This window comes from Legionella rowbothamii, from assembly GCF_900639985.1.
GTDB classification, from domain to species: Bacteria; Pseudomonadota; Gammaproteobacteria; order Legionellales; family Legionellaceae; genus Legionella; species Legionella rowbothamii.
Genome location: NZ_CAAAIM010000002.1, coordinates 308251 through 328424, shown reverse-complemented (window position 1 = coordinate 328424; position 20174 = coordinate 308251). Strand labels below are relative to the sequence as shown.

Below are 20174 nucleotides of genomic sequence, written 5' to 3'. Positions count from 1 at the left end.
GATGTACTTTTTAATTAATAGGATGTTGTTATGAAAGAACAAGTAATTCTTACGCAGCTAGATGAAATTCAAAAAAAATTAGATGCAATCAACGAGTTTAAAAAGACGCTAGAACCTCGATTTTGGGACAATTCGGAAGTATGCGAAGATGTTAACGGCGTTCCCCTTTCTAAAGAAAATATTTCAAAAGCAGTTGAACAACTGGCAGATCAATTAATAGAAAAACATCCTGATGCATTCCCCATCTTAGTAGGCTTAATGGATGGAGCGCACCCGTTTTTTGCCGCCTTATATAACGAATTGACCAAACGTCATTACCGTTTCCAATACTCAACCATGCAAACTACCAGCTATGAGGGAATGGAGTCTGGGGCATTACGTTTTACAGAGCCTAAGGGTATTTTAACTAACCGCTTAATCATTGTGGTTGATGATGTTTGCGATACGGGTAAAACAGCTGATGCAATAAAGAAACATTTTGAAAATATTGAATATGCGAAACAAGTGCAACTCATGGTTCTTGTTGATAAGAAACAAAAACGAGACATAGATCCTGACTTCGTTGGATTTACGGTTTCTAAAGATGCGTTTATTATCGGCTATGGGTTAGATTTCGATGGTTTAGTACGTAATACGGATTGTATTAAAACAATGAATAAATCCATGTTACCCACGAAACAAGAGTCTGAATTCTTAGAAGAAGAGAAGCAGCTGAGCGCCCAATTTAAAGCACTGCATAAGCAATTAAAAGCTCTGCGCGAGGAAAACAACACCGCGTCCTCTTCCAAAGCAAGCACGTCAACTTTCTTTGCTCCAGATGCTCCGATACATACGCCTACTAATAATCCGGTAATCGAGCAAACCACACTCTCAGTATAAAAACAACCTCTATACCGGATTATAGCCTCAGCCATAATCCGGCATCCAAGTAGTTTCCACTTATAATGCAAATACTTTATTGATCGACAAAGCCACCGCTTGGCTAACAAGGCTTTGGCGGCTATGAAAACTCAATGTACCCGAATTAAATCCTTGGTTCATTTCTGGCACAAAGGAAGCGGTTTTATTTAGTGCATAATTACCGGTGAACGCACAGGTATAATTTAATTTAAAGAACCAAACAGCATTAACATAATAGGCCATACCCGCCTGGACCGCCCCTCCCCATATCCATTTACTTTTAGAAATGCCATCCATAGTGCCAATATAATAGGCGGACTCAGCATCGTTAATTGCGGCGATTTTTTGTTGGGTATTAAATAATGCAGGCCCAACACCAACATAAATAAAACTGTTTTTATAGGAGCGACCAAGAAAGGCAGGCAACATTAAGGTATCATTCACTTTAGCGTCTATAGCACCAAAGCTAAGGGTGTCCGTCGTACTTACCGCAGGATCGGTTACATCAATTGCACGCACAAATCCCGGCGCTCTAATTTTTAAATTAGTGTATTGGTATAAAAATTCAAGCCCCCACAACCATTCACTAGCGGGGAAATGTTTAAAATAACCTGCTTGGGCTTCAAGAGAAAAATCTTGCGCGCGATTATGGAACGACGCCCTACGGCCCGCAAAAATTCCCAGGGGTGGCAAACCACCGGTTACATTAAGCGTACCTAATAGATTTGAATTCAGACGAACAGAATTATAGCTGCCACCGAGCCCCATAAACAGCCCCGTTTGATTATCGGCTACCGAAGAAATCTCGCCTAAAGTACCCGCAAACGCTAATGAACTCATGAGTCCCCAAACAAATACAAATAACTTGAGTTGCTTCACATTAATCTCCAGAAAAACCACCACAATCTGCGGTGATTTCATTTATATAAATTTAGAAATAACAATTATTGCCATTATTATTCGGGCAATTACATTTGCCAGAAAAAGTAATTTGCTGTGCTGCATTAATCGATTGCACCGTACTGGTACACGAGGGATTACCTCTAATGGTGATTTTTGCACCAGGAAATACTAAATACTCAGGCCATGGGGCATCAGCCAAAGGACCTTGATTGCCAGTACTGGTCATAACCATGTTGGCATTTTTACCAGTAACTGGATTTTTTTGCGTGATAATCAGGGTATAAGGATTGCCAAAACCAACTATTGTAAGCAACGCTCCGCCAGAAAAGCCTTTGCAGCCGGTATCAGCAACCATCACATTATTTGGAACTAAGCCTGCTGCCTTTTGATTACAGTTAGTATCAAAAAGACCATAATTTCCTTCCGCAGAACTTACTCCTTTAACCGGCTCATCATAGGCTTCAAATGCCAAAACTCCAATTGGATATCCTGAATTGGCGACAAAATTAGTACTCGCCTGTTGATAAAGAGCTTGATAATAAGTAACTGCATTAGCAACAGATGGAGCACAAGGACCAGGGCTATTGCATGCATAAATGGACGTGCTTCCCTGCGTTGCCCACCCGGTCTCAGCAGATAGAAGTGTACGTCCCAAAGGAGTATAAAAAGGCTGTGTAGGGGCGGTTGGGTTTGCCGGCGGATTTGTTGAACCAACAACACGTAGGTAATCCCAAGCTAATGAATTATTTAACTGGGTTGTCGTTAAGGGTTGGATCCAGACCGCAGAGGCAGGCGTTACGCCCCATTGAAAAGGATAGGGATCAAAAGACAAAGGAGCTGCGGCGGAATAGCTATTAACTAAAGTGACCATGTCTTGCGAAATCGCAGAGCTGGGGGTAGTCAAATTGCCACTTACCAAAGCAGAGCCTACAGGAGTAGTGAGCCCCGCGGCGGTAAGCGTACTTTGCAACGCACTTATAGCTGAAGTAAGGTAGCTCACATTTGAGGTAGTAGGATTATTGCAAGGTGCGGTTATATTCCCTGCCTCACAATAGTTTTCATGTCCAGCAAATACCAGAATCACGGTATTTTGGAATACTTGAGCTCCAACGGTATTAATTACCGAATTAAGAACGGTTTGGGCACAAGGAATATAGTTTTGCGCAGCAGGAGCAGTAGGACATCCACCAGTGTATGCTGAATCCGCAGGCTGTTGTGGAATCACCGCTTCATAGATAACCTTCATACCTAAGGCGTTGGCCTGGTTGATAATATCTACCCAAGAGTAATCTGTTGTTTGATAGGAGCGAACGGTGGTAAACCCTGCCGCTTTTAATTGGGACAGTTCCGCATAGACGTTGGTAATTGCTTTACCCGCCGTATTAGTACCAACATAAAATACATCATGGTAATTAAGGAGGTTTCCATTGGGATAATGATTTGGTTGGTAATCCACACCGACTAAGCCAGAAAATGATGTGGCAGAGGCATAAGTTACAGCAGAAATAAGCGATACATAGAGTAATGCCTTTTTACACAAATGCAGCATGTTGTTCGTCCTTGTTGTAGCCTGGTTGTTATAACCAGGATTCTTCGTTAATCGAAAACCTGGTTATAACAACCAGGCTACATAACAGCTTGTAATTTGATTTACCATTTTACAATAATATGTAAGCGATTGATAACAATATTCATTTGCATGAATGAGCACAAAAATATTACATCCATGTTAAAATAAAAAAAGAATCACTATTTTTCGCACATCATGTTAGATGAATTTATTTCCGGTTTGTTACGAGCAGCCATTAAAGTTTGTGGATGGATTGCTAATTATTTTTTATTTGAGCAGATTATTGACCCAATAATATACTCAATAGGAAAAGGTACGCTGCGAATCATTAGCCTAGGACAATGCAAACTAGATAACCCGTCTAACTTCATCAATGCCCTCATTTATATTACAGGAGGGATAACCCTCATTGGCGGTTTCTGGCTGATATTTCGCTCATTGCCTTAATTACATAGGCTTGAAATTAATGCTTATTTAATTAATTCTTTATAGTGCTCTTCATCAAAACCCAAGGCAATTATTTCGCCATTTTTTTCCAAAACGGGTCGTTTGATCAATGAGACATTAGCGATGATAAACGCGATTTTTCCCTCTAAGTTCAGAGCCTCGTAATCGTCTTTATATTTCCGGTATGTGGTCCCTCGTTTATTGACAGGAAGCTCCCCGGCAAAAGTGCTCCATTGTTTTATTTGCGCTGGCGTAGGCGGTGTTTTTTTGAAATCGATAAACTCATAAGCAACTTTATTTTTCTCGAGAAAGCTACGTGCTTTTTTTACCGTATCACAATTAGGAATTGCAAACATGGAAATCATTTTATTTAAATCCCGCTATTTTTATATGCACTAATCTTATAACGTTGAGCTAACTTCTTCTAGAACAATTTATTCCGCCATAATCTCAATTAATTGCAAATAAAAAACAGCGCGTTTCAAACGCTCGATATAAATTATTTATCATCCAACCTCTTCCTGTGTTACTTAGTAACAAATTTACACGAAGTTCGGTGCCTATTTTTTGCTCCACCAGTAGAGAGCTTAAAAGATATTCTGCCTAATGGTTTAAAAAACGAATTGATAATAATAAACTTAATCTTATTGCAAGATTAGGGTATCACGCATATACCAAGGTTGAAGCAGCTTTCTAGTTAGAAAGGCCTGAATAAATCAATGGATTAAAGAGAATGACCGAAAATTTTTCAGACACTGACTATGTTCCTATCGAACTAAATAATCAAATACATCCAAGAATCAAAGTTTGTCCCAAATATTATGAATTAGGATTTAGTAGGGTCCCTTATATTTATGGACGTGGGGCTGTGGTGCAACGGATAATGAATGTGCTGGAGCAGCTTCCTGCTGAATATGGTCTGCTTATCTGGGATGTGTATCGACCAAGAGAAGTTCAACGTACCTTATTTGATTGGATGAGAGATGAAGTGAGGAAAAAAAATCCTGCATTGACTAATGAAGAAAACTATAGCGAAACCCAAAAATATATGTCGCCTCCATCACAACTTGGCGATTCCTACTGCCCTCCTCATTTAAGTGGTGGTGCAATAGACCTGACATTATATCAGGTATCTAACGGTGTGGAATTAGATATGGGAACACCGTTTGACGACTGTAGTGAAAAAGCTAATCGAGATTATTTTAACCAGAAAATAAATTTATCTACTGAAGAAATAAAGATCAAAAAACAGCGAAATCTCTTGAGAGGTTTAATGGAGGATGCGGGATTTACTTCATATCAACATGAATGGTGGCATTTTGATATTGGAACTATTTTTTGGAGTAAGGAAACAGGAAATACTCCTGTTTTTGGGCCGTTGTTTGGCGATGAGGAATGGCCTAAGCATGTAGCCTATTAGTATCCGCTCTCCACACACGCTACCAATCTATATTTCCTCATTGCTGAGGTAAACGACTAGGGCTATCTTGCTGTTCTATTCCTAAATAATAAGCTTTGGTTTTTTTTATTTTTCATTTATTGCTGCAATTTAATAACCATCGTTCTTGATGATCTATTTATCCATTAAGTTTACTCTATCAATTAAACCTTGACGCATGCCTTTGATGACTGAACAATAGCCTATATAATCTTGTTACTAACTCAACCCTAGCGAGGCTAAAGGATACACATGTTTCAATCAGCTCTCATAATTTTATTAATGACGTTTAGCATCATTACTCAAGCAGCCTTGCCTGCAGATCCAATCCAGCGTTGTTTGGATGTTAGACGGTTCGCAGACTTTACCACTCGCCAGAAAATGGCCGCCAAGGAACCAGGGGTGTTGCGCTTTAAGTTTCATAAAATTTCCGCCTCGGAACTTCCATTAGATAATCCTGTGGGCAATATGAATGAAATTATTGATGCGTTAAATCATCAAATTGCTAACTGTACTAAAAACCGTGGCGAATATCAGACGGTGACTATTGCAGGCCACCGATTTACTCGCCAGGAATGGTGCATCAATACTAATAAAAAGCTCCTTGCTTTTGCCAAAGCTGCCCGTGGCGATTTTCAAAAATATTTAGCTAACCTCAAAACTGAATTTGACTGGTATAAAAGCGATGGCTGGCCAGAAAATCATGCTGGATTTAAAAAAGGTGAGTTTCAATTTACCGCTTATTACGCGCCAGCCGCGGTTGAAGCACGCAGCAAACGTGGCGGTGCATTTTTATATCCGCTCTATGGTAATCCAGGCATTGTCAATGCAGCTGCCGAAAGTAGAAGACTTAAATTAAAAGGGCCTCTTTGTGGCGTCGATCCACTGACAAAAACACCGCGTGGATTTTGTATGAAAAATGCCAATGGCACCTACTCGGTTATACCCGACCGCGAAGAAATTGAGCATGGCGCTTTAAACCCCAAACACATCATTGGCTATGTAAAAGATCCAAACGATCCAGCTTTTTTAATGCTTGAAGGTTCTGGTTCATTAATACTTGATGGTAAGTTATTCCATATCAATTACGATGGCTCCAATGGCAGACCGCGCACGATGTTAGGCCGTATAGTTCAATGCGCCCAAGACCCAACCTGTGGTGGTAACCTGGATAACATAGAGCGTTGTGCTAAAGATCCTAAATGTCATGATGAGGCCAAATTACGTTGTAATGTGTCTAAAGAAATTAGACAAAGTGCTGCATCAGAAAAACAAATTCGCCAGTATCTGGATAATCCTCTTAATCGCGCTAAAGCAGATAACCTGCGAAATCGAGATCAAAGCTATGTATTTTTTGCTAAAGAAGATGGGGGACCTTATGGATCGGAAAATATTTCGCTAACCGCTCATGCTTCATGTGCCACAGATCATAAAGTCATTCCTATTGGCATGAATTTTATTTATAACTGCAAAAAATCCACGTCCTGGTGTGTAGCCCAAGACGCCGGTGGCGCCATTATGGGGGCTCATGTTGACGTCTATAAAGGTGAAGGTGACCGAGCTGGTGTGGAAGCAAATGAGTTGAATCACACAGGCTCATTGTATGTGGCATTGCCAAAACGTAAATAAACCGAGGTAAAAGAAGAAGCATCGTTAGCACCCTGATAGGCTGGGCTTCGCAGCCCAGCCTATATAATTAATTAGAAATGAATCAAAATTTGTGCTCGTACTACTGTAGCAGAAACAACGTAAGCCTCAATTTCCTAAAAAAGACGAGTGAAGCATATCTAAAATAAATCGCTGACAACGCTGCAGCTGTTCTAATGCAACAAACTCATCTGCGCGATGTGCTTGTTCGATACTCCCAGGGCCACAAACAATAGTAGGTATATGAGCTTGTTGAAATAATCCAGCCTCAGTCGCATAAGCAACCTTTAATAATTCTGAGCTATTACTTACTGCTTGAGCCGCACGCACAAGGGGTTCTGTAGGCGGAGTATTTAAGCCTGGAGCATTAGCAATGGTATCAAGCACAACCTCAGCCGCTGAGTGCTCTTCATGCATAGCCGGTTCTAACTGCTCTGCGATGTATGCCAAAATAGTATTATGAAGTGCATCAGGATTATCTTGTACCAAATTCCTAAACTCAAAAATAAACTCACATAAACTAGGAATAGTATTATAAGCATTCCCACCTTTGACCAAATTAGTCGTCAAGGTGGTATAAGGCACATCATAGGCATGATCCTGAGTTCCTTCGGTTTTAAAGTGCTGGGCCATGGAACGAAGATAGCTAATAAAACTCGTCGCATGCTCAATCGCATTACATCCGTGAGCAGTCAGTGACGAGTGAGCGGCAACGCCATGAACTTGGCAACGATAAACGCGTATTCCCTTATGACCGATAACTGGCAACATGAGCGTTGGTTCCCCGACAATACAGGCTTTGGGTTGGTAATTAAGAGCGACCATTTTGTCAATTAAATGCGGCGCCCCCAGACAACCTATTTCCTCATCGTAAGAAAACGCAAGATGAATAGGAAATGTAAAGTTTAGGGCTTGTAATTCAGGGATAAGTGACATAACTACTGCGATAAAGCCTTTCATATCACACGTGCCACGTCCATATACTTTATCGTCAATTACGGTAGCATTGAAAGGATCAGTAGCCCACTCCTGCCCATCGACAGGAACCACATCCGTATGGCCCGAGAGGATAATTCCCCCCTCACGACAACCATTTTTTCCCGGCAATGTAGCCAATAAATTTGCTTTAGGCTCCTTTGCATCGTGAATCAAAATTGGCTTAAGATTCATATCATCAAAGGCATTGGCTACATAATCAATTAGCGGCATATTGGAATTACGGGAAGTTGTATCAAATGCAATGAGTTTCATTAACCATTCAAGTGTTGTCATAATAACTCTTTGTTTTGGGAATATACAAAGCAGCAACCAAGCTTAGACCTGATTGCATGTTCCAAATTACAGGAATCAGTAGAAACTCATCTTAAAGTAATAAAGCATGGAAATGCAATTACATTGGCGATGATGAGACTAGTAACCAAACCACCTCTTCTCTATTGATTCGATATCTTTTATCCTCTTGATATATTTTTACAATTCGCCAACTATGGTAGAGTGTAGGCGCGTATTACCTAACTAATGGACTGGTATTAATTTTATGACTCAATTAAATGATTTGATAAAACCAACTTGGAGTGCAGAGAGAGCCTTAAACAAAGCATGGTCAGTACTCACTGCTGAGGAAAAGGAAACCATCCAGAATCGCATTGATAAGATATTTTATAATGAAATACCCTTTCAACTTGAGCATGATAAGCTTATCTACATTCATTTATTTTCATTATTTGCCCAATTAGAAACGATTGGTTTAAGAGGTCTAATAAAATCGCTTGAGAAACTTCAGGGTACTGATTTGTATCAACAAATGCGCCAACAAATTACGGACGAGATTTTCCATGCAACGCTGTTTACCAAACTTGCATTTCAGTTATCTGCGCCTTATGCATTACCCCTAGGACATCAAAAAAGCATTAATCATTTTATCTCCTCTCTTGAGAGCGAAGATGATTTAGCCACCTCGTTAACTTTAGTAAATCTAGTTGGTGAAGGTTGGGTAGAGGAATTATGTACGGCCATGACAGAAAAAAACATTGCTGTTAGTGTTTTTGAAGCTGTCCTTGCTGATGAGAGTCGGCATATGGATGAATATGATTTATACCGCCAGATTGGATTGCCCAATAAAGAATATTTAAAGAAAAAATTAGCCATTTTTGAAGATGAATTAATTAATACCGTATTTGCTCATGAACAATACGTTACGACCCTTGGCATCCTTTTAGGCAAGGAAGGTTCATTAAAGCTGATGAACAATATTAATCAGAAACAACATTCCATGCTGAAACAAATAGGCATCACCCCCTCTGCCCATTGGCAGTTATTTATGGAGAGCATGCCCTTATTGCTGAAAAACCTTTCTCATGATTATGAAAAAGATACTCCTGTTGAACTGACCAATGTTCGCAAGTTATTGTCTGCGTTATGGAATGATCCTGAGTTACCTACTGAGTCTGCCATTTTTAGCATTAATGTTAGCCCTGTTTGTTTTTTTGAGAAAAAATTTAAACCTGAAACCATTACGTGCCTGATGTTGCAGGCTCTAAGTAAAGCCTGTTTTGATAACCCTCAGGCGAGAAATTACATTTTCAATCATAAACTCTATAACTCACACGACAGCCATGTGGCGCTTGCAGTAAAGATTCCAGGCAGTGACCAGTTAGGTGCGATTGAGTTTAAAAATTGCCATGAAATGACCATGGCTGAATTAGCACAGCATATTCATCATGATATGAGCATCATGGCTTATTGTTATAAAAAAACTCAAGCCTTACAAAAAGAACACCCCTATTTAAATGAGGTAGTTAACCGTCTTCTTACTCCTCGACATGAGCGAGTCTATCGTGATTTCTTATTTGCAAGACCGGCTATATCATTAAGTAACATTGGCCATTGGGGCTATCAGGCAGCCATTTCCCCCTTATTTCCCAGTGAGACCTTTAAATTAACCTTAACCGAAATTGAAAAGAAACAGGTTTGGAATAAAACAACGAAGCAATTTGAAGCACAAGATATATTGCCTGTAGGCTTAAGTGTGGACCACCGTGTTTTTGATGGCAACATTCCCCTACCACATTACATGCAAGATGCTTTTGATCAAATGTTTGCAGATATGGAGCAAGCCACACCCAAACCAGTATCACGACCCTTTTCGAACCTAGAGAAATTTATCAAGTACAGTAATACACTCCTAGAAAATGATTTGGAGTTTGGCTTCCTGTATTTATTTTCGCTCATGCATGTATGGAAAAACTATATTTCCTATGATGAATTGGCAAAAAGCATCGAGGACAGTTATCGTAAGATAAGAAAGAGTCTACCGCAAAGTGAAGGTCAAGTTGGTTAACCTTTATGCAGCCGTTTTCTTTTTATTATCAGCACTTAGAACGAGTAAGTAGAAGTTTTAGTTTCTGTATTAGCCAATTAACTTCTCCAGCAAAAGAATGGGTTGCATTAAGTTATTTGTTTTTGCGTATTGTCGATAGTATTGAGGATGCAAACTGGCAAGAAATGCAGGCACAAAATAACTCATTTGCCGTATTCAAATCATTTCTAATAGAACAGCCATCTAATGAGCAATTCATTAAATGGCTTGATAATTTTCCAGCGCAATTACCATCGGAAGAGAAACGGTTACTTTGCGATCTGCCGCTCTTATTAGAAGATAAAAATGAATTACCTGCTCCTATAAAAAATGCAATGATAAAGACGATTGGGCAAATGATGGATGGAATGCAACATTTTCTTCATCATTATACGGTTGAAGACAAAATTATATTTCCGTCTCTAGTGACCACCAATCAATATTGCTTTTTTGTTGCGGGAATAGTTGGCAAATTACTATCGCAAATTTTTACTTACGTAATCGCTGATTTTAAATGGACAACCAAGCTATTAAATCAATCTTTACATTTTGGCTTTTTTTTACAAAAAGTTAATATCTTAAAAGATAAGATGGATGATGAAGCTAACGGTCGTTATTTTGTTTCGCCAGGAACAAATTTGCATGAGAGTTTAGTCCTTAATGCCTATCATTCTTTAGCTTATATAAAAAGCATCCCGATCATTGCCGGACGTCCATACCGTTTATTCTGCGCTTGGTCTATGTTTATTGGTTTAGCATCTTTACGGTGGCTTGATCAACATGGGCGAGGAAGCAAAATTAAACCTCGAGAAACCTATTATTTAGTGAATCAAGTTACCCTACTCATTGACGATAATCAGGCTTTAGAAAAATTATTTTATAACTATTTGCCACGACAGGGAGACCAGAGTTCAAGTTCTGCATCTACGACACAAATGCCCTCCTGGTTTACGAATATTTATGATGAGGGGCAAGAATCTATATCTTGGTTTGAGCTTGGTGTTTTAGCCTAAGCGTATATACCGCATTTTAGTAGGGCTGGGCTGCAAAGCCCAGCCTACAATAAGATAAGAACCCTGTTTAAGCATGCCGACAGCCTTTCTGTACCTCATTCGTTGTTCGGAGTAGATGCCGAAGCTAAATGCTTGCGTCGTACGAAAAGACCTAAGGCTACAATTGCAATAATTAAAATAGGTACAATTAAAAGAAAAATATGTGTTTCCATCCACGCAACACTTATTGCGAATAAACCAAGCACAATTCCTATAAAAAGAAAAGTTGACTCAATATAAATACCCGCTAAAAAAACCGCTTGGGCAATTAGGGTGACTACTCCTAATGTTCCAAGAAACGGACTTATAATGCCTATATCGACGTAAATTGACATGATATAAACTGAACCAAGTAGTCCTAACCAATGCAAAATTTCATGCCAAATAAGGGCGGGCGTTGAGATAGCCTTCGTATGCTTAAGATAAAAACTCAAACCCAATGCGAGTAACGCAATGATAACCGTTGTGATTTGCCAAAATTGCCACGCGCCCGAAGCCTTCATGTTGGTCAAAATCAATCCAACAAACGTTAGCAAAAGTATGATTATTCCCACGACAAATCGAGCGGTCCAAGGATGTAGCGAACTATTATTTTCCATTACAGAACTCCTCCTAAAAGTATTAACCTATAGTATTAAAAGGAGAAATAGAAAGCGTTAACCAACTATTCCATCCTGAAGCCCTAGCCTGTGCATTAAACTCTTTATAACCTTTGAGATTAAGCAAAACTTGTACCTGTTTAAATACTTCTAAGCTAGCTTTTTGCTAAGTTCAGCAACATGGCGTCCTTGGGCTCTGGCTATTTTCTTTTCGATTTCTAAGGGTGCGCGACTACCATCTGCGCCAGCAATAGTACCCGCCCCATAAGGTGAGCTTCCACGCATTTCACTCAGCTCAAACAAACTAGACTCACTATAAGGGACCCCGGTGATAAGCATTCCATGATGGGCAAGCGTATGCCAAAAAGAGGTAATGGTTGTTTCATTTCCACCCCCGGTACCGGTAGACACAAAAACGCTTCCTATTTTTCCAATTAATTTTCCTTGCACCCATAAACTGCCCGTTTGATCAAGAAAGTTACGCATTTGTGCAGCCATATTACCGAAGCGAGTAGGTGTACCAAAAATAATGGCGTCATAATCGGCTAACTCTAATGGGCTTGCGATCGGAGCTTTCTGATCAAGTTTTACTCCTGCTTTTTTGGCGATATCGTCTGGCATTGTTTCAGGTACACGTTTAACCATCACGTCAACACCGGCAACTTCTTTTGCCCCCTCTGCCACCGCATAGGCCATTGTTTCAACATGTCCGTAGCTTGAATAATATAATACTAATACTTTACTCATATTAAATTCCTTTTACTGAGATGAAATACAGTTAGCAGAATAGCGGATACTTACTGTGATGTCTTCTAAGAATTATTATTTTTTTCCGTAAATTTTAGTCCCTGTGTTTTACTATCAATCATAATTTGTTTAATTAGGTTTAGCTTTAAGCTAATGCTCGTTCCACTCGCACGACATTCAAAAATAGCAGATAATCACCACATATTTTTAATTTTTATTGAGGATTAAGGAAAACTCCATGCGATAGTTATAGGTCCTTTTCAATAAAAAATGCTACGGTTTTAATGCCATTGCCAATTTTGGTTCCCAATTTGCAATTATACGGTCAGTTTGAATAAAATAAAACCGCCTTTAACCATTTGGTATTTACATCTGACTACAGATAATGGTTTTTATCACCATTCAAAGCTTATTCCTGGATATCTCCTCCTGTGATTCTAAATTATCCTCGGAGGGTTCCATTAAAAGCTTGTATTCTTGTTTAAGTCGACGCTTGGTAAAAAATATTCCTGGAGTAGCAGGAGATTTTTTCACGTTTATTTCAACTTCCGATCCAACTATAGGATATAGTTTTATCGATAATTTTTCTGCAATGAAAGATATTACAAATATTTTGGAAAGAATGGCTCGATGACCGAAATCCTTTAGAAGAATACTCCCAATACCTGTAAAAAAATGATCGTCAACTAAAGGTATAAAATCACCGCTGCTTTCTTTGGGCAGATATCTTTTTATAATCGGATTGCCAGTAAGTCCATTAAACTCATCATATTTGAAAATAGAATCTTCTGTTTCACACAGTAACAATATTAAGCGAGCCCAGGATCTTTCTCGTTCAAACTCTGAAAGTTGAGCTTTAATTTGAATTAGTAATTGTTCTGTACTGTAACTAGTTTGATTAATTAAAATAACGCGTCGTCCCCCTTGATCATGAGCATAATTGAGCACCCGAATTAATTGCGCCATGGAAGTGTCATCAATTTTTTTTCCAGAGAAATAAGTGTGATATTCTCTCATTTCAAGAGCTATTGTTTTATATGGGGTTTTTTTAAACTTTTGTGGATTTGCAGTTAGGTAAGGTTCCACATAATGCGAACATCCGTTAACAAATTCATATTCCCCACCCGCCTCATCAACACGGAGCCATTGCTGTTGTACAGGACGTAATTTATCATAAGTAGGGCAATCCACTGATCCTGTTTTACGCAATGATTGACGAATAGGAGCTAATTCCTCAGCTTCGTCAAAAGCCGGAATTAGCTCCAACAGCCCTAAGCGATTCTCATTGGCTTTCCAGGACAAATCACTTACGATTGCTCCGATAGATTGCCCATCCCGCTTGAAGCGAAGACTTGCACCAGCTAAATCCGTTTTGCATTGCCAATTTATATATTGAGAAGAATTGTAGTCATTAAATGGAGGATAATAATATTTCCTATCCAACTTATACCCATAGCAATTCTGAAATCCAATAGGTTCATTAGAGGTAATAAACAATCCTTTTCCTGGATTATTCACATACCAAGAATATATTTTTTCCAATAATAAATTACCGCTGAAACCAGCTAAATTATCGTCATCCAGAAATACTGCATCAGGATCTTTAGCTAATAAGATATCTATTTCCCTTTCACAATCATCAAGATCAGCAATGCTTTTAGCTTGGTCTGCCCATCCATTGACCATTACCTCTGAAATCCAAACTACGCTCTTTCCTCGGGCTGTTAATTCTTTGGCCGCACATACCGCTGATGCCGTTTTACCAACGCCAGCTTTTCCCGTTAATATAAGCAGCTTAGATTCTCCAACCAGGACGCTTTGGCAAAATTGCTTGCTCATTATCATTAATTCTTTCTGTTGTACACAATCCTCTTTAAATCTTGAAAAGTCCATAGATACTCTATTTTCAAATGGAATCACATCAAGTAATTCAATAGGTATAATGGAATAATCAATAGGTTGAGGTATGTAATCAATGGAGTCAGGTTGTATCGTATTTTCCATGCGTTGCAGCCAAATTGAAAATTTATGTACATCGAAGGTAAGTTCCGATGCGGGGCTTTGTTCCACCTGGGAAAACTCGTATTCCGTGAGCGTTTTATCATGTAATTTTTCAGCTGCTTCAATTAATTGGCCATAAGTTTGGAATAATTTAGGATGAAATTCTTCTGGGGTTTTCGCATACAAAGCTAAACGCTCAATATCATAGGATTTCCTGCCCTCATTAAATACCTCACGTAGTAATTTCAATACACTGGCTTCGGTGATTCCCTGAGTGCTTTCTAAGTGCGGGTCAAAAATATAATATTGATTGTCAATTACAATGCAATTCTCGCCCCCATAATTGCCTCCAGGATGTTTTAATGGGTATAAAGGACTATTCGCAAGATGCTTCACTGTGACAGAGGGACTTGTTACCATCCATTTTTTTGATAAAAATGAGTAGAGCGGATTTCCCGAGAAAGGTTTGTTACTTTCCTCAATACTATTGTAGACACACTGAGTTATAAAAAATGGTGTACGTCCAAAACATTGATTAAACAGCTCATTACCGAGCATGTATCGAATACCGAACCACAAACTTAATTGAGTAAACATGCCACAATCTATAACTGTGGGTCCTTTTACTAAATCATCTAATGCTTGGGCGGGTTGCTGTCCCTTATAAATAAGGGTGATAAAACTATCCTGTAAAATAGAATCCCATTCCGATGGGGCAAGCGTTGTTATTTCTGCAGCCGTAATAGATTGGTGAGGATGCTCGGTACTCCATAATTTTGCTAAATCATTATTATAATGCAGACCTGAATAAATAGTTCCATATAATGATTCTCTCCCTTTCCCAAGAGGATTACAGTTTGCTAATTCAATAAATCGCTTTACGCCTTCCACAAAATTTTCATTATTAACTAGTTTAGGCTCAACAAAGTCTGATAATAACCTGTCTAATTGAGGTGTAAAGGAGTGCCAGTGTAGCTGCCTAAAGTATTCGATTGCAGGATGAATTTTTGGTTGTTTAGAAAATAGTTGATGCAACATAAATCAGAGCTATTAATTATATGTGAGCGTAATTTTACCTCATTTTGGTTGATTGATATAATCAACTAATCCACGGATCACCAAATTCTTAAATAAGTATCTCTGGGTAAGACTCTGCCCCATGATAAGCGAGCCGATTAAAATGCAAAACAAGACGTGCAGTCATAGGATTATGGACGCTTACATTTCATAATCTATGCCCATTTCATCTTCTGACGCAGGGGTTTCTGGGCATTGGCTCAACACATAATTCAGTGATTCCTCAAACTCAGCCTCGTCAGATTCAAATCGCTCACATAAATTCTTGCTGGCATTCAAGGATAATTCCAAAAGATTTTTTAAATCCTCTATCGTCGTACAAGAATAACGGTTGATGTCTATGGATAATTGTCTTGCCAATTTCAGCTTCTCTTGGCGCAGTGGCTCACAAAAGAAAAGAAGACTGCCGACAGCGTATATTAGAGATTTTTCTCGTTTAGTATTTAAACGAATATATCCCTCTACATAATTGATTGCCAAATTTTTTAAGCGTTGAAACTCAGCTGAAACATAGGTGGAATGAGAAGTACTCGGGGCGTAGATAAAAGTATTTATAGTTTCTTCATGTGCTGCTACAGCTTGTGTTAATAAGCTTAATTGCTCCTCATGTGTAGTCAAGGATCGTTGATAAATCATCGCGATGTCTCTGCCTCGAATAGAGTTTTGTTGTCCCATCCGAACTCTCAACTGGCCATTGCCATCATCTAGTGATTCTTGTTCAGAATTTGTAAGTGCGCTTTTTCTAAATTGTAGTAATTGCTGTTGTAACAATCGGATTTGTACCTCTTGCCGCTCTAATTGTGCCTGTAACAATCCCACCTGTACTTGCAACTCCTGCTCATCATTTTGTGGCACTTGCTCTTCCATTTCCATATTAGCTTCATTGGAAATCGCCTCATTTAAATCAAATTCTTCGCCATCAGAAAGCTCGAGAGCATTCAGCTTTGTAACCTCATCATGATCCGTTAAACAAAAACCATAGGTTCTATAATCACAATCAGGTGTTGTGTAATATTGCTTTTTCCCCTGCGTAATCGTGTATAAGCCCGGCTTATTAAACAGATCGCCTAAAGCCCAAGCCCGATGTTGTTTATTAACAACTTGGTTCATTCCCAACACACTCGCCAATTTAGCTTGAACTTCCTGGGGGAACGTTAATGAACGTGTAATGCATTGCAATAATTGATTCTTTAAATTATTAGGATCTTTAAAATCATTGTTAAATACCGCATTAACGATACGAGCTATGGCAAAATGGGCCATGGTAGCAGCATAACGTTCCTCTGCCGTTTTAAAGACGATCTCACCTAACTTTTGTTTTATTTTGTGCGTTAAAACCTGTTGTTGGTAAGCAAACTGTTCTTCGGGAGCTAATAACTCTGTGATTTGTTGCTGATAGCGCAGTGTCAGCATTAAAGCAAGTTGCTGGCCTAGTTGGTTAAATTCATTTAAAGTCCCTAGGCGTGCAAAATTTGCAGCAAGCGCTTGTTTTTGCTTTTCACCAAGTTTATCTATACCACTTGCAATTATCCCAACAATACCTCCAATTATAGGTATGGGGATGGCCTTGATTGCTATTTTTAAAGCGCCGGAACCTAATTGCTCGGGTAAACTTGAAGCAGGTTTAATTAATTGAGTCCCTGATGCTTTTAAAGCAATGATCAATGCTTCAAAATCAATAACAAAGGTATTAAAGAACAATTTCAGGTTAGGATGAGCTTGGATTGATTTTAATTGCTGTTGTTGTATTTGATCTCTAGCGAATAATGCCTCCATCGTTTGTATTTGCTGTGCTTGGAGTGGATTAAGTACTAGATTTTGTTGACTTACTTGCTGTAACTGTTGCTCCAAAGTTTTTAAGTGTTCTGTTTGTAGGTTATAAAGTTCAGTTAAATGATCTTTACTTGCATTAAATGCTCTAAGCGCTTCTTGTAGGGTCGTTGTCTCTTCTTCTGCTTGACGCTGCTGTGCTTCTTGCTCACGAGCACGTCGCTTAAGCTCATCTTCTACCATATTACGCTCAATATAGGAGTTAATCCGATCGATTTGTATTTGTTGTTCTTGTTTAGGCTGAGCGAGAGGATGATCCGATTCAGGCAGGAAATTTAGAGCAGTTAGAGTAGTATTAAATTCCAAAATATCCGCGAATAATTTTAAGATAATAGCGTGTGAGTCGCTTAACCTTTCTCCGACAATAAGTGTTCGAATTGTTGTATTCGTTTTTAATAATTCTGATTGAGTTAGAGGATATAAATATCCTACGCCTAAAGTATGGAGGGTTGTATTCGTTTTTAACGAATCAAGAGTTTTTAAAGGCCAATAATAATTTGCATTTAAGGTATGGATGGTCGTATTTGTTTGTAAGATCTCAGCCAACCCGTTAACGAGGGGAGTTGACTCTCGTCTATTCCACAGCGTAGAACGTAAATCCAGCATTTCAATGGTTTTATTTTCTTGTAATGCCTCAAGGAATATTTGGGTCTCTTTATTATCTAAAAACGTAAGACGCAATTGTAATGAACGAATGGTTTTATTCGTTTTTAACAACGGAGCAAAAGCCCTCATGCCCCTGGTAAACACATTGTCCAAGATCAAGTCTGCATACCTTAGTTGAATGTTTAACGTATGAACTGCCGTATTATGCGCCAATGCAGCAACTAACTCTTTGGTGGCTGAACCATCAAGCTCGTTTTGAGCATCATCTACAATTTGCAACGATTGATCATTTTGTCTTAAGCGACGAAGAAGTTCTTTGGCTAAAGGCATCCGGTACCTACAAATAAAGGCTAGCAAATGCGTGTATAATAACAGATCAGCTGGTCTTTATGAACACAATTAGCATTTTATTGCTCCGGCCAGATTAAGGAGTTTATTTGCTTCGTCAAGGTATACATCATTTACATACCCTAAAATCAGGTCTTACATTATGAATTTAAAGATCTTTTGAAGATAAAAATTCAATGTTCAAGGCTTGCTTCTTAAGAGCCTCCCTTTTCTTCAAGCTCACCACAGAACAATTCTCTTTACTTTCGGTATGGATGATACAATTAATGGCGCCAGCCTTGAGGATGATATCCAATTCATTTGACGCATGATGCCCCTCTGTCGACCCTATCGGCTATAAAATAAAAATCAAATTATAAAAATTGAAATGTCGATCATGCTAGCAATATTCACATAATTTGTCTTACATAAAAGAGCATTTCTTCTTCTTTTCGACTTCAGGTAATTTTTCATGGATAGTGGGGAAGAAACCTAACTGCCCTAAAAGATTGCTGTATACCTCCTTCATCCCAGAGCCATTTTTTTCTATTTGAAACTGCTTCCTGAGTTCTTTTTCAGTTTCAGGTAAAGAAAGACTTTCATTATCTAATTCAATAAAACGAACGGCATCTCTGTTTTTTGTTTTCAACTGACCTATGAGTTTTTGTTTATCCAATTCATTCTTAAAAAACTCCAGCTCCTGGGCCATGATTATGGTATCACCATTAACACATGCGATTGCCCCATACCCCTCAGGAATATTGATCCGGTCTATATTCTGATCATTAAGTTGTATTGCCAATTGCGCTGCAAGCATCGGTGCTTTTAAATAATTTTTTTTAACTTTAGGATTTTGCATCACTGCTGCAAAAGTAAATCCCTCACCTTTTATTATCCCATCCAAAAAAAGCCCTACTCCGGGTTTCGTTTCATCCATGCTAGCACTTGTCGAGTGATGTAGAACAAAGTGATTATCTATTTTTCTTTGGGCAACAATGGCATTACATGGAGAAAAATCTCTTGAAAATACATTAACACCTATTCGTGTACCAGATATCCCAGCTTCATTTCCACGATTGCCAATTTGACGCAATAATTTAATAAACGTGTCGAGGTAATATAATTCTTCACTTGTTGCCTTGCCCTCTGAGTTGATATTTATCTTATGAAGAAAATCACGATACACCTCACAATCAATATATGTAGGTGTGCAAGAAACTAATCTATTATCTTCCATAAAATAAATTTCGCGTCGCTCGTTAGCACCGATTAACAAAATGGCATGCTGTTCATGTTGCTTAATTTTATTAATTTTAATTGATAGATCATCGGCGTTTTTAAAAGCATAAAGAGCATAATCTTTATAAGCCAGCTGCTGCTCCACCATTAGTATTGGCACAAAAAGACAGGCCAGAGATTTGCCATGATCGAGCAATGATAGTGGCTCGCCATTTTCCTGCAGGCATTGAACTTTTCCATTAGAGTCTGTTGAAAGAACGATTAAGGAAGGAAAATTATTGTGTTGCGCCATTAGCGATACCCTCATTCATCATGGATGGATAGATAATAAAATGAAATAATAATTTCGTTTGTATTATCACTTCTAAATTTGTAAACAGAGGACGAAGCGATTATGACCAGTTCCCTCTTGCTCCTTTATCCAATGGCCTAT

Annotated in this window: 14 protein-coding genes; 5 read left to right on the top strand and 9 right to left on the bottom strand. The window is 38.7% G+C overall.

Features of this window, described 5'->3' with window-relative positions; genetic code table 11:
- The first annotated feature begins 30 nt into the window (after positions 1 to 30).
- Entirely contained in the window at positions 31 to 879 is an 849-nt protein-coding gene (locus E1P08_RS06655; protein WP_133136241.1) for a phosphoribosyltransferase, read from the top strand.
- 60 nt (positions 880 to 939) lie between these two features.
- Here E1P08_RS06655 and E1P08_RS06650 read toward each other — a convergent pair whose 3' ends face one another.
- The 3 genes from E1P08_RS06650 to E1P08_RS06640 all read right to left on the bottom strand — a co-directional run bounded on the left by E1P08_RS06650 (position 940) and on the right by E1P08_RS06640 (position 4185).
- Positions 940 to 1779, bottom strand: a complete 840-nt coding sequence (locus E1P08_RS06650) for a hypothetical protein (RefSeq protein ID WP_242602399.1) — start codon at positions 1777 to 1779, stop codon at positions 940 to 942.
- A 52-nt stretch (positions 1780 to 1831) separates the two neighbouring features.
- A complete protein-coding gene (locus E1P08_RS06645) occupies positions 1832 to 3352 on the bottom strand; it encodes a glycosyl hydrolase family 17 protein (protein ID WP_133136240.1) in 1521 nt (506 codons plus the stop codon).
- A gap of 491 nt (positions 3353 to 3843) precedes the next feature.
- Entirely contained in the window at positions 3844 to 4185 is a 342-nt protein-coding gene (locus tag E1P08_RS06640; RefSeq protein WP_133136239.1) for a Spx/MgsR family RNA polymerase-binding regulatory protein, read from the bottom strand.
- A gap of 368 nt (positions 4186 to 4553) precedes the next feature.
- Between E1P08_RS06640 and E1P08_RS06630 the strand changes: the two genes are divergently transcribed.
- Together E1P08_RS06630 and E1P08_RS06625 are read left to right on the top strand one after the other, a co-directional pair.
- Entirely contained in the window at positions 4554 to 5240 is a 687-nt protein-coding gene (locus E1P08_RS06630; protein WP_133136238.1) for a M15 family metallopeptidase, read from the top strand.
- 270 nt (positions 5241 to 5510) lie between these two features.
- Complete coding sequence (locus E1P08_RS06625; protein ID WP_133136237.1) at positions 5511 to 6887, top strand: MltA domain-containing protein; 1377 nt, start codon at positions 5511 to 5513, stop codon at positions 6885 to 6887.
- Between the two features lie 126 nt (positions 6888 to 7013).
- On the opposite strand, the gene argE is transcribed toward E1P08_RS06625, so the two are convergent.
- On the bottom strand, positions 7014 to 8177 hold the full coding sequence (gene argE, locus E1P08_RS06620) for an acetylornithine deacetylase (RefSeq protein ID WP_133136236.1): 1164 nt from the start codon (positions 8175 to 8177) through the stop codon (positions 7014 to 7016).
- A 265-nt stretch (positions 8178 to 8442) separates the two neighbouring features.
- Between argE and E1P08_RS06615 the strand changes: the two genes are divergently transcribed.
- A complete protein-coding gene (locus tag E1P08_RS06615) occupies positions 8443 to 10245 on the top strand; it encodes a 2-oxo acid dehydrogenase subunit E2 (protein ID WP_133136235.1) in 1803 nt (600 codons plus the stop codon).
- Positions 10246 to 10250: 5 nt separating this feature from the next.
- Positions 10251 to 11276, top strand: a complete 1026-nt coding sequence (locus E1P08_RS06610) for a squalene/phytoene synthase family protein (protein ID WP_133136234.1) — start codon at positions 10251 to 10253, stop codon at positions 11274 to 11276.
- Between the two features lie 95 nt (positions 11277 to 11371).
- On the opposite strand, the gene E1P08_RS06605 is transcribed toward E1P08_RS06610, so the two are convergent.
- The 5 genes from E1P08_RS06605 to E1P08_RS06585 form a co-directional block, all read right to left on the bottom strand.
- The gene (locus tag E1P08_RS06605; protein WP_133136233.1) at positions 11372 to 11914 is read right to left on the bottom strand and encodes a hypothetical protein; all 543 of its coding nucleotides are present in this window, start codon (positions 11912 to 11914) and stop codon (positions 11372 to 11374) included.
- A gap of 150 nt (positions 11915 to 12064) precedes the next feature.
- Complete coding sequence (gene wrbA, locus E1P08_RS06600) at positions 12065 to 12661, bottom strand: NAD(P)H:quinone oxidoreductase (protein ID WP_133136232.1); 597 nt, start codon at positions 12659 to 12661, stop codon at positions 12065 to 12067.
- Between the two features lie 402 nt (positions 12662 to 13063).
- Positions 13064 to 15700, bottom strand: coding sequence for a hypothetical protein (locus E1P08_RS06595; RefSeq protein WP_133136231.1), 2637 nt, complete (start codon positions 15698 to 15700; stop codon positions 13064 to 13066).
- 180 nt (positions 15701 to 15880) lie between these two features.
- Entirely contained in the window at positions 15881 to 18505 is a 2625-nt protein-coding gene (locus E1P08_RS06590; protein WP_133136230.1) for a leucine-rich repeat domain-containing protein, read from the bottom strand.
- Between the two features lie 421 nt (positions 18506 to 18926).
- Entirely contained in the window at positions 18927 to 20033 is a 1107-nt protein-coding gene (locus E1P08_RS06585; protein WP_133136229.1) for a hypothetical protein, read from the bottom strand.
- Positions 20034 to 20174 lie beyond the last annotated feature (141 nt).

Coding starts and splice junctions, on each gene's coding strand:
- argE (WP_133136236.1), bottom strand. CDS start 8,177: ATGACAACACTTGAATGGTTAATGAAACTCATTGCATTTGATACAACT.
- E1P08_RS06590 (WP_133136230.1), bottom strand. CDS start 18,505: ATGCCTTTAGCCAAAGAACTTCTTCGTCGCTTAAGACAAAATGATCAA.
- E1P08_RS06610 (WP_133136234.1), top strand. CDS start 10,251: ATGCAGCCGTTTTCTTTTTATTATCAGCACTTAGAACGAGTAAGTAGA.
- wrbA (WP_133136232.1), bottom strand. CDS start 12,661: ATGAGTAAAGTATTAGTATTATATTATTCAAGCTACGGACATGTTGAA.
- E1P08_RS06585 (WP_133136229.1), bottom strand. CDS start 20,033: ATGGCGCAACACAATAATTTTCCTTCCTTAATCGTTCTTTCAACAGAC.
- E1P08_RS06640 (WP_133136239.1), bottom strand. CDS start 4,185: ATGATTTCCATGTTTGCAATTCCTAATTGTGATACGGTAAAAAAAGCA.
- E1P08_RS06605 (WP_133136233.1), bottom strand. CDS start 11,914: ATGGAAAATAATAGTTCGCTACATCCTTGGACCGCTCGATTTGTCGTG.
- E1P08_RS06615 (WP_133136235.1), top strand. CDS start 8,443: ATGACTCAATTAAATGATTTGATAAAACCAACTTGGAGTGCAGAGAGA.
- E1P08_RS06630 (WP_133136238.1), top strand. CDS start 4,554: ATGACCGAAAATTTTTCAGACACTGACTATGTTCCTATCGAACTAAAT.
- E1P08_RS06655 (WP_133136241.1), top strand. CDS start 31: ATGAAAGAACAAGTAATTCTTACGCAGCTAGATGAAATTCAAAAAAAA.
- E1P08_RS06645 (WP_133136240.1), bottom strand. CDS start 3,352: ATGCTGCATTTGTGTAAAAAGGCATTACTCTATGTATCGCTTATTTCT.
- E1P08_RS06625 (WP_133136237.1), top strand. CDS start 5,511: ATGTTTCAATCAGCTCTCATAATTTTATTAATGACGTTTAGCATCATT.
- E1P08_RS06595 (WP_133136231.1), bottom strand. CDS start 15,700: ATGTTGCATCAACTATTTTCTAAACAACCAAAAATTCATCCTGCAATC.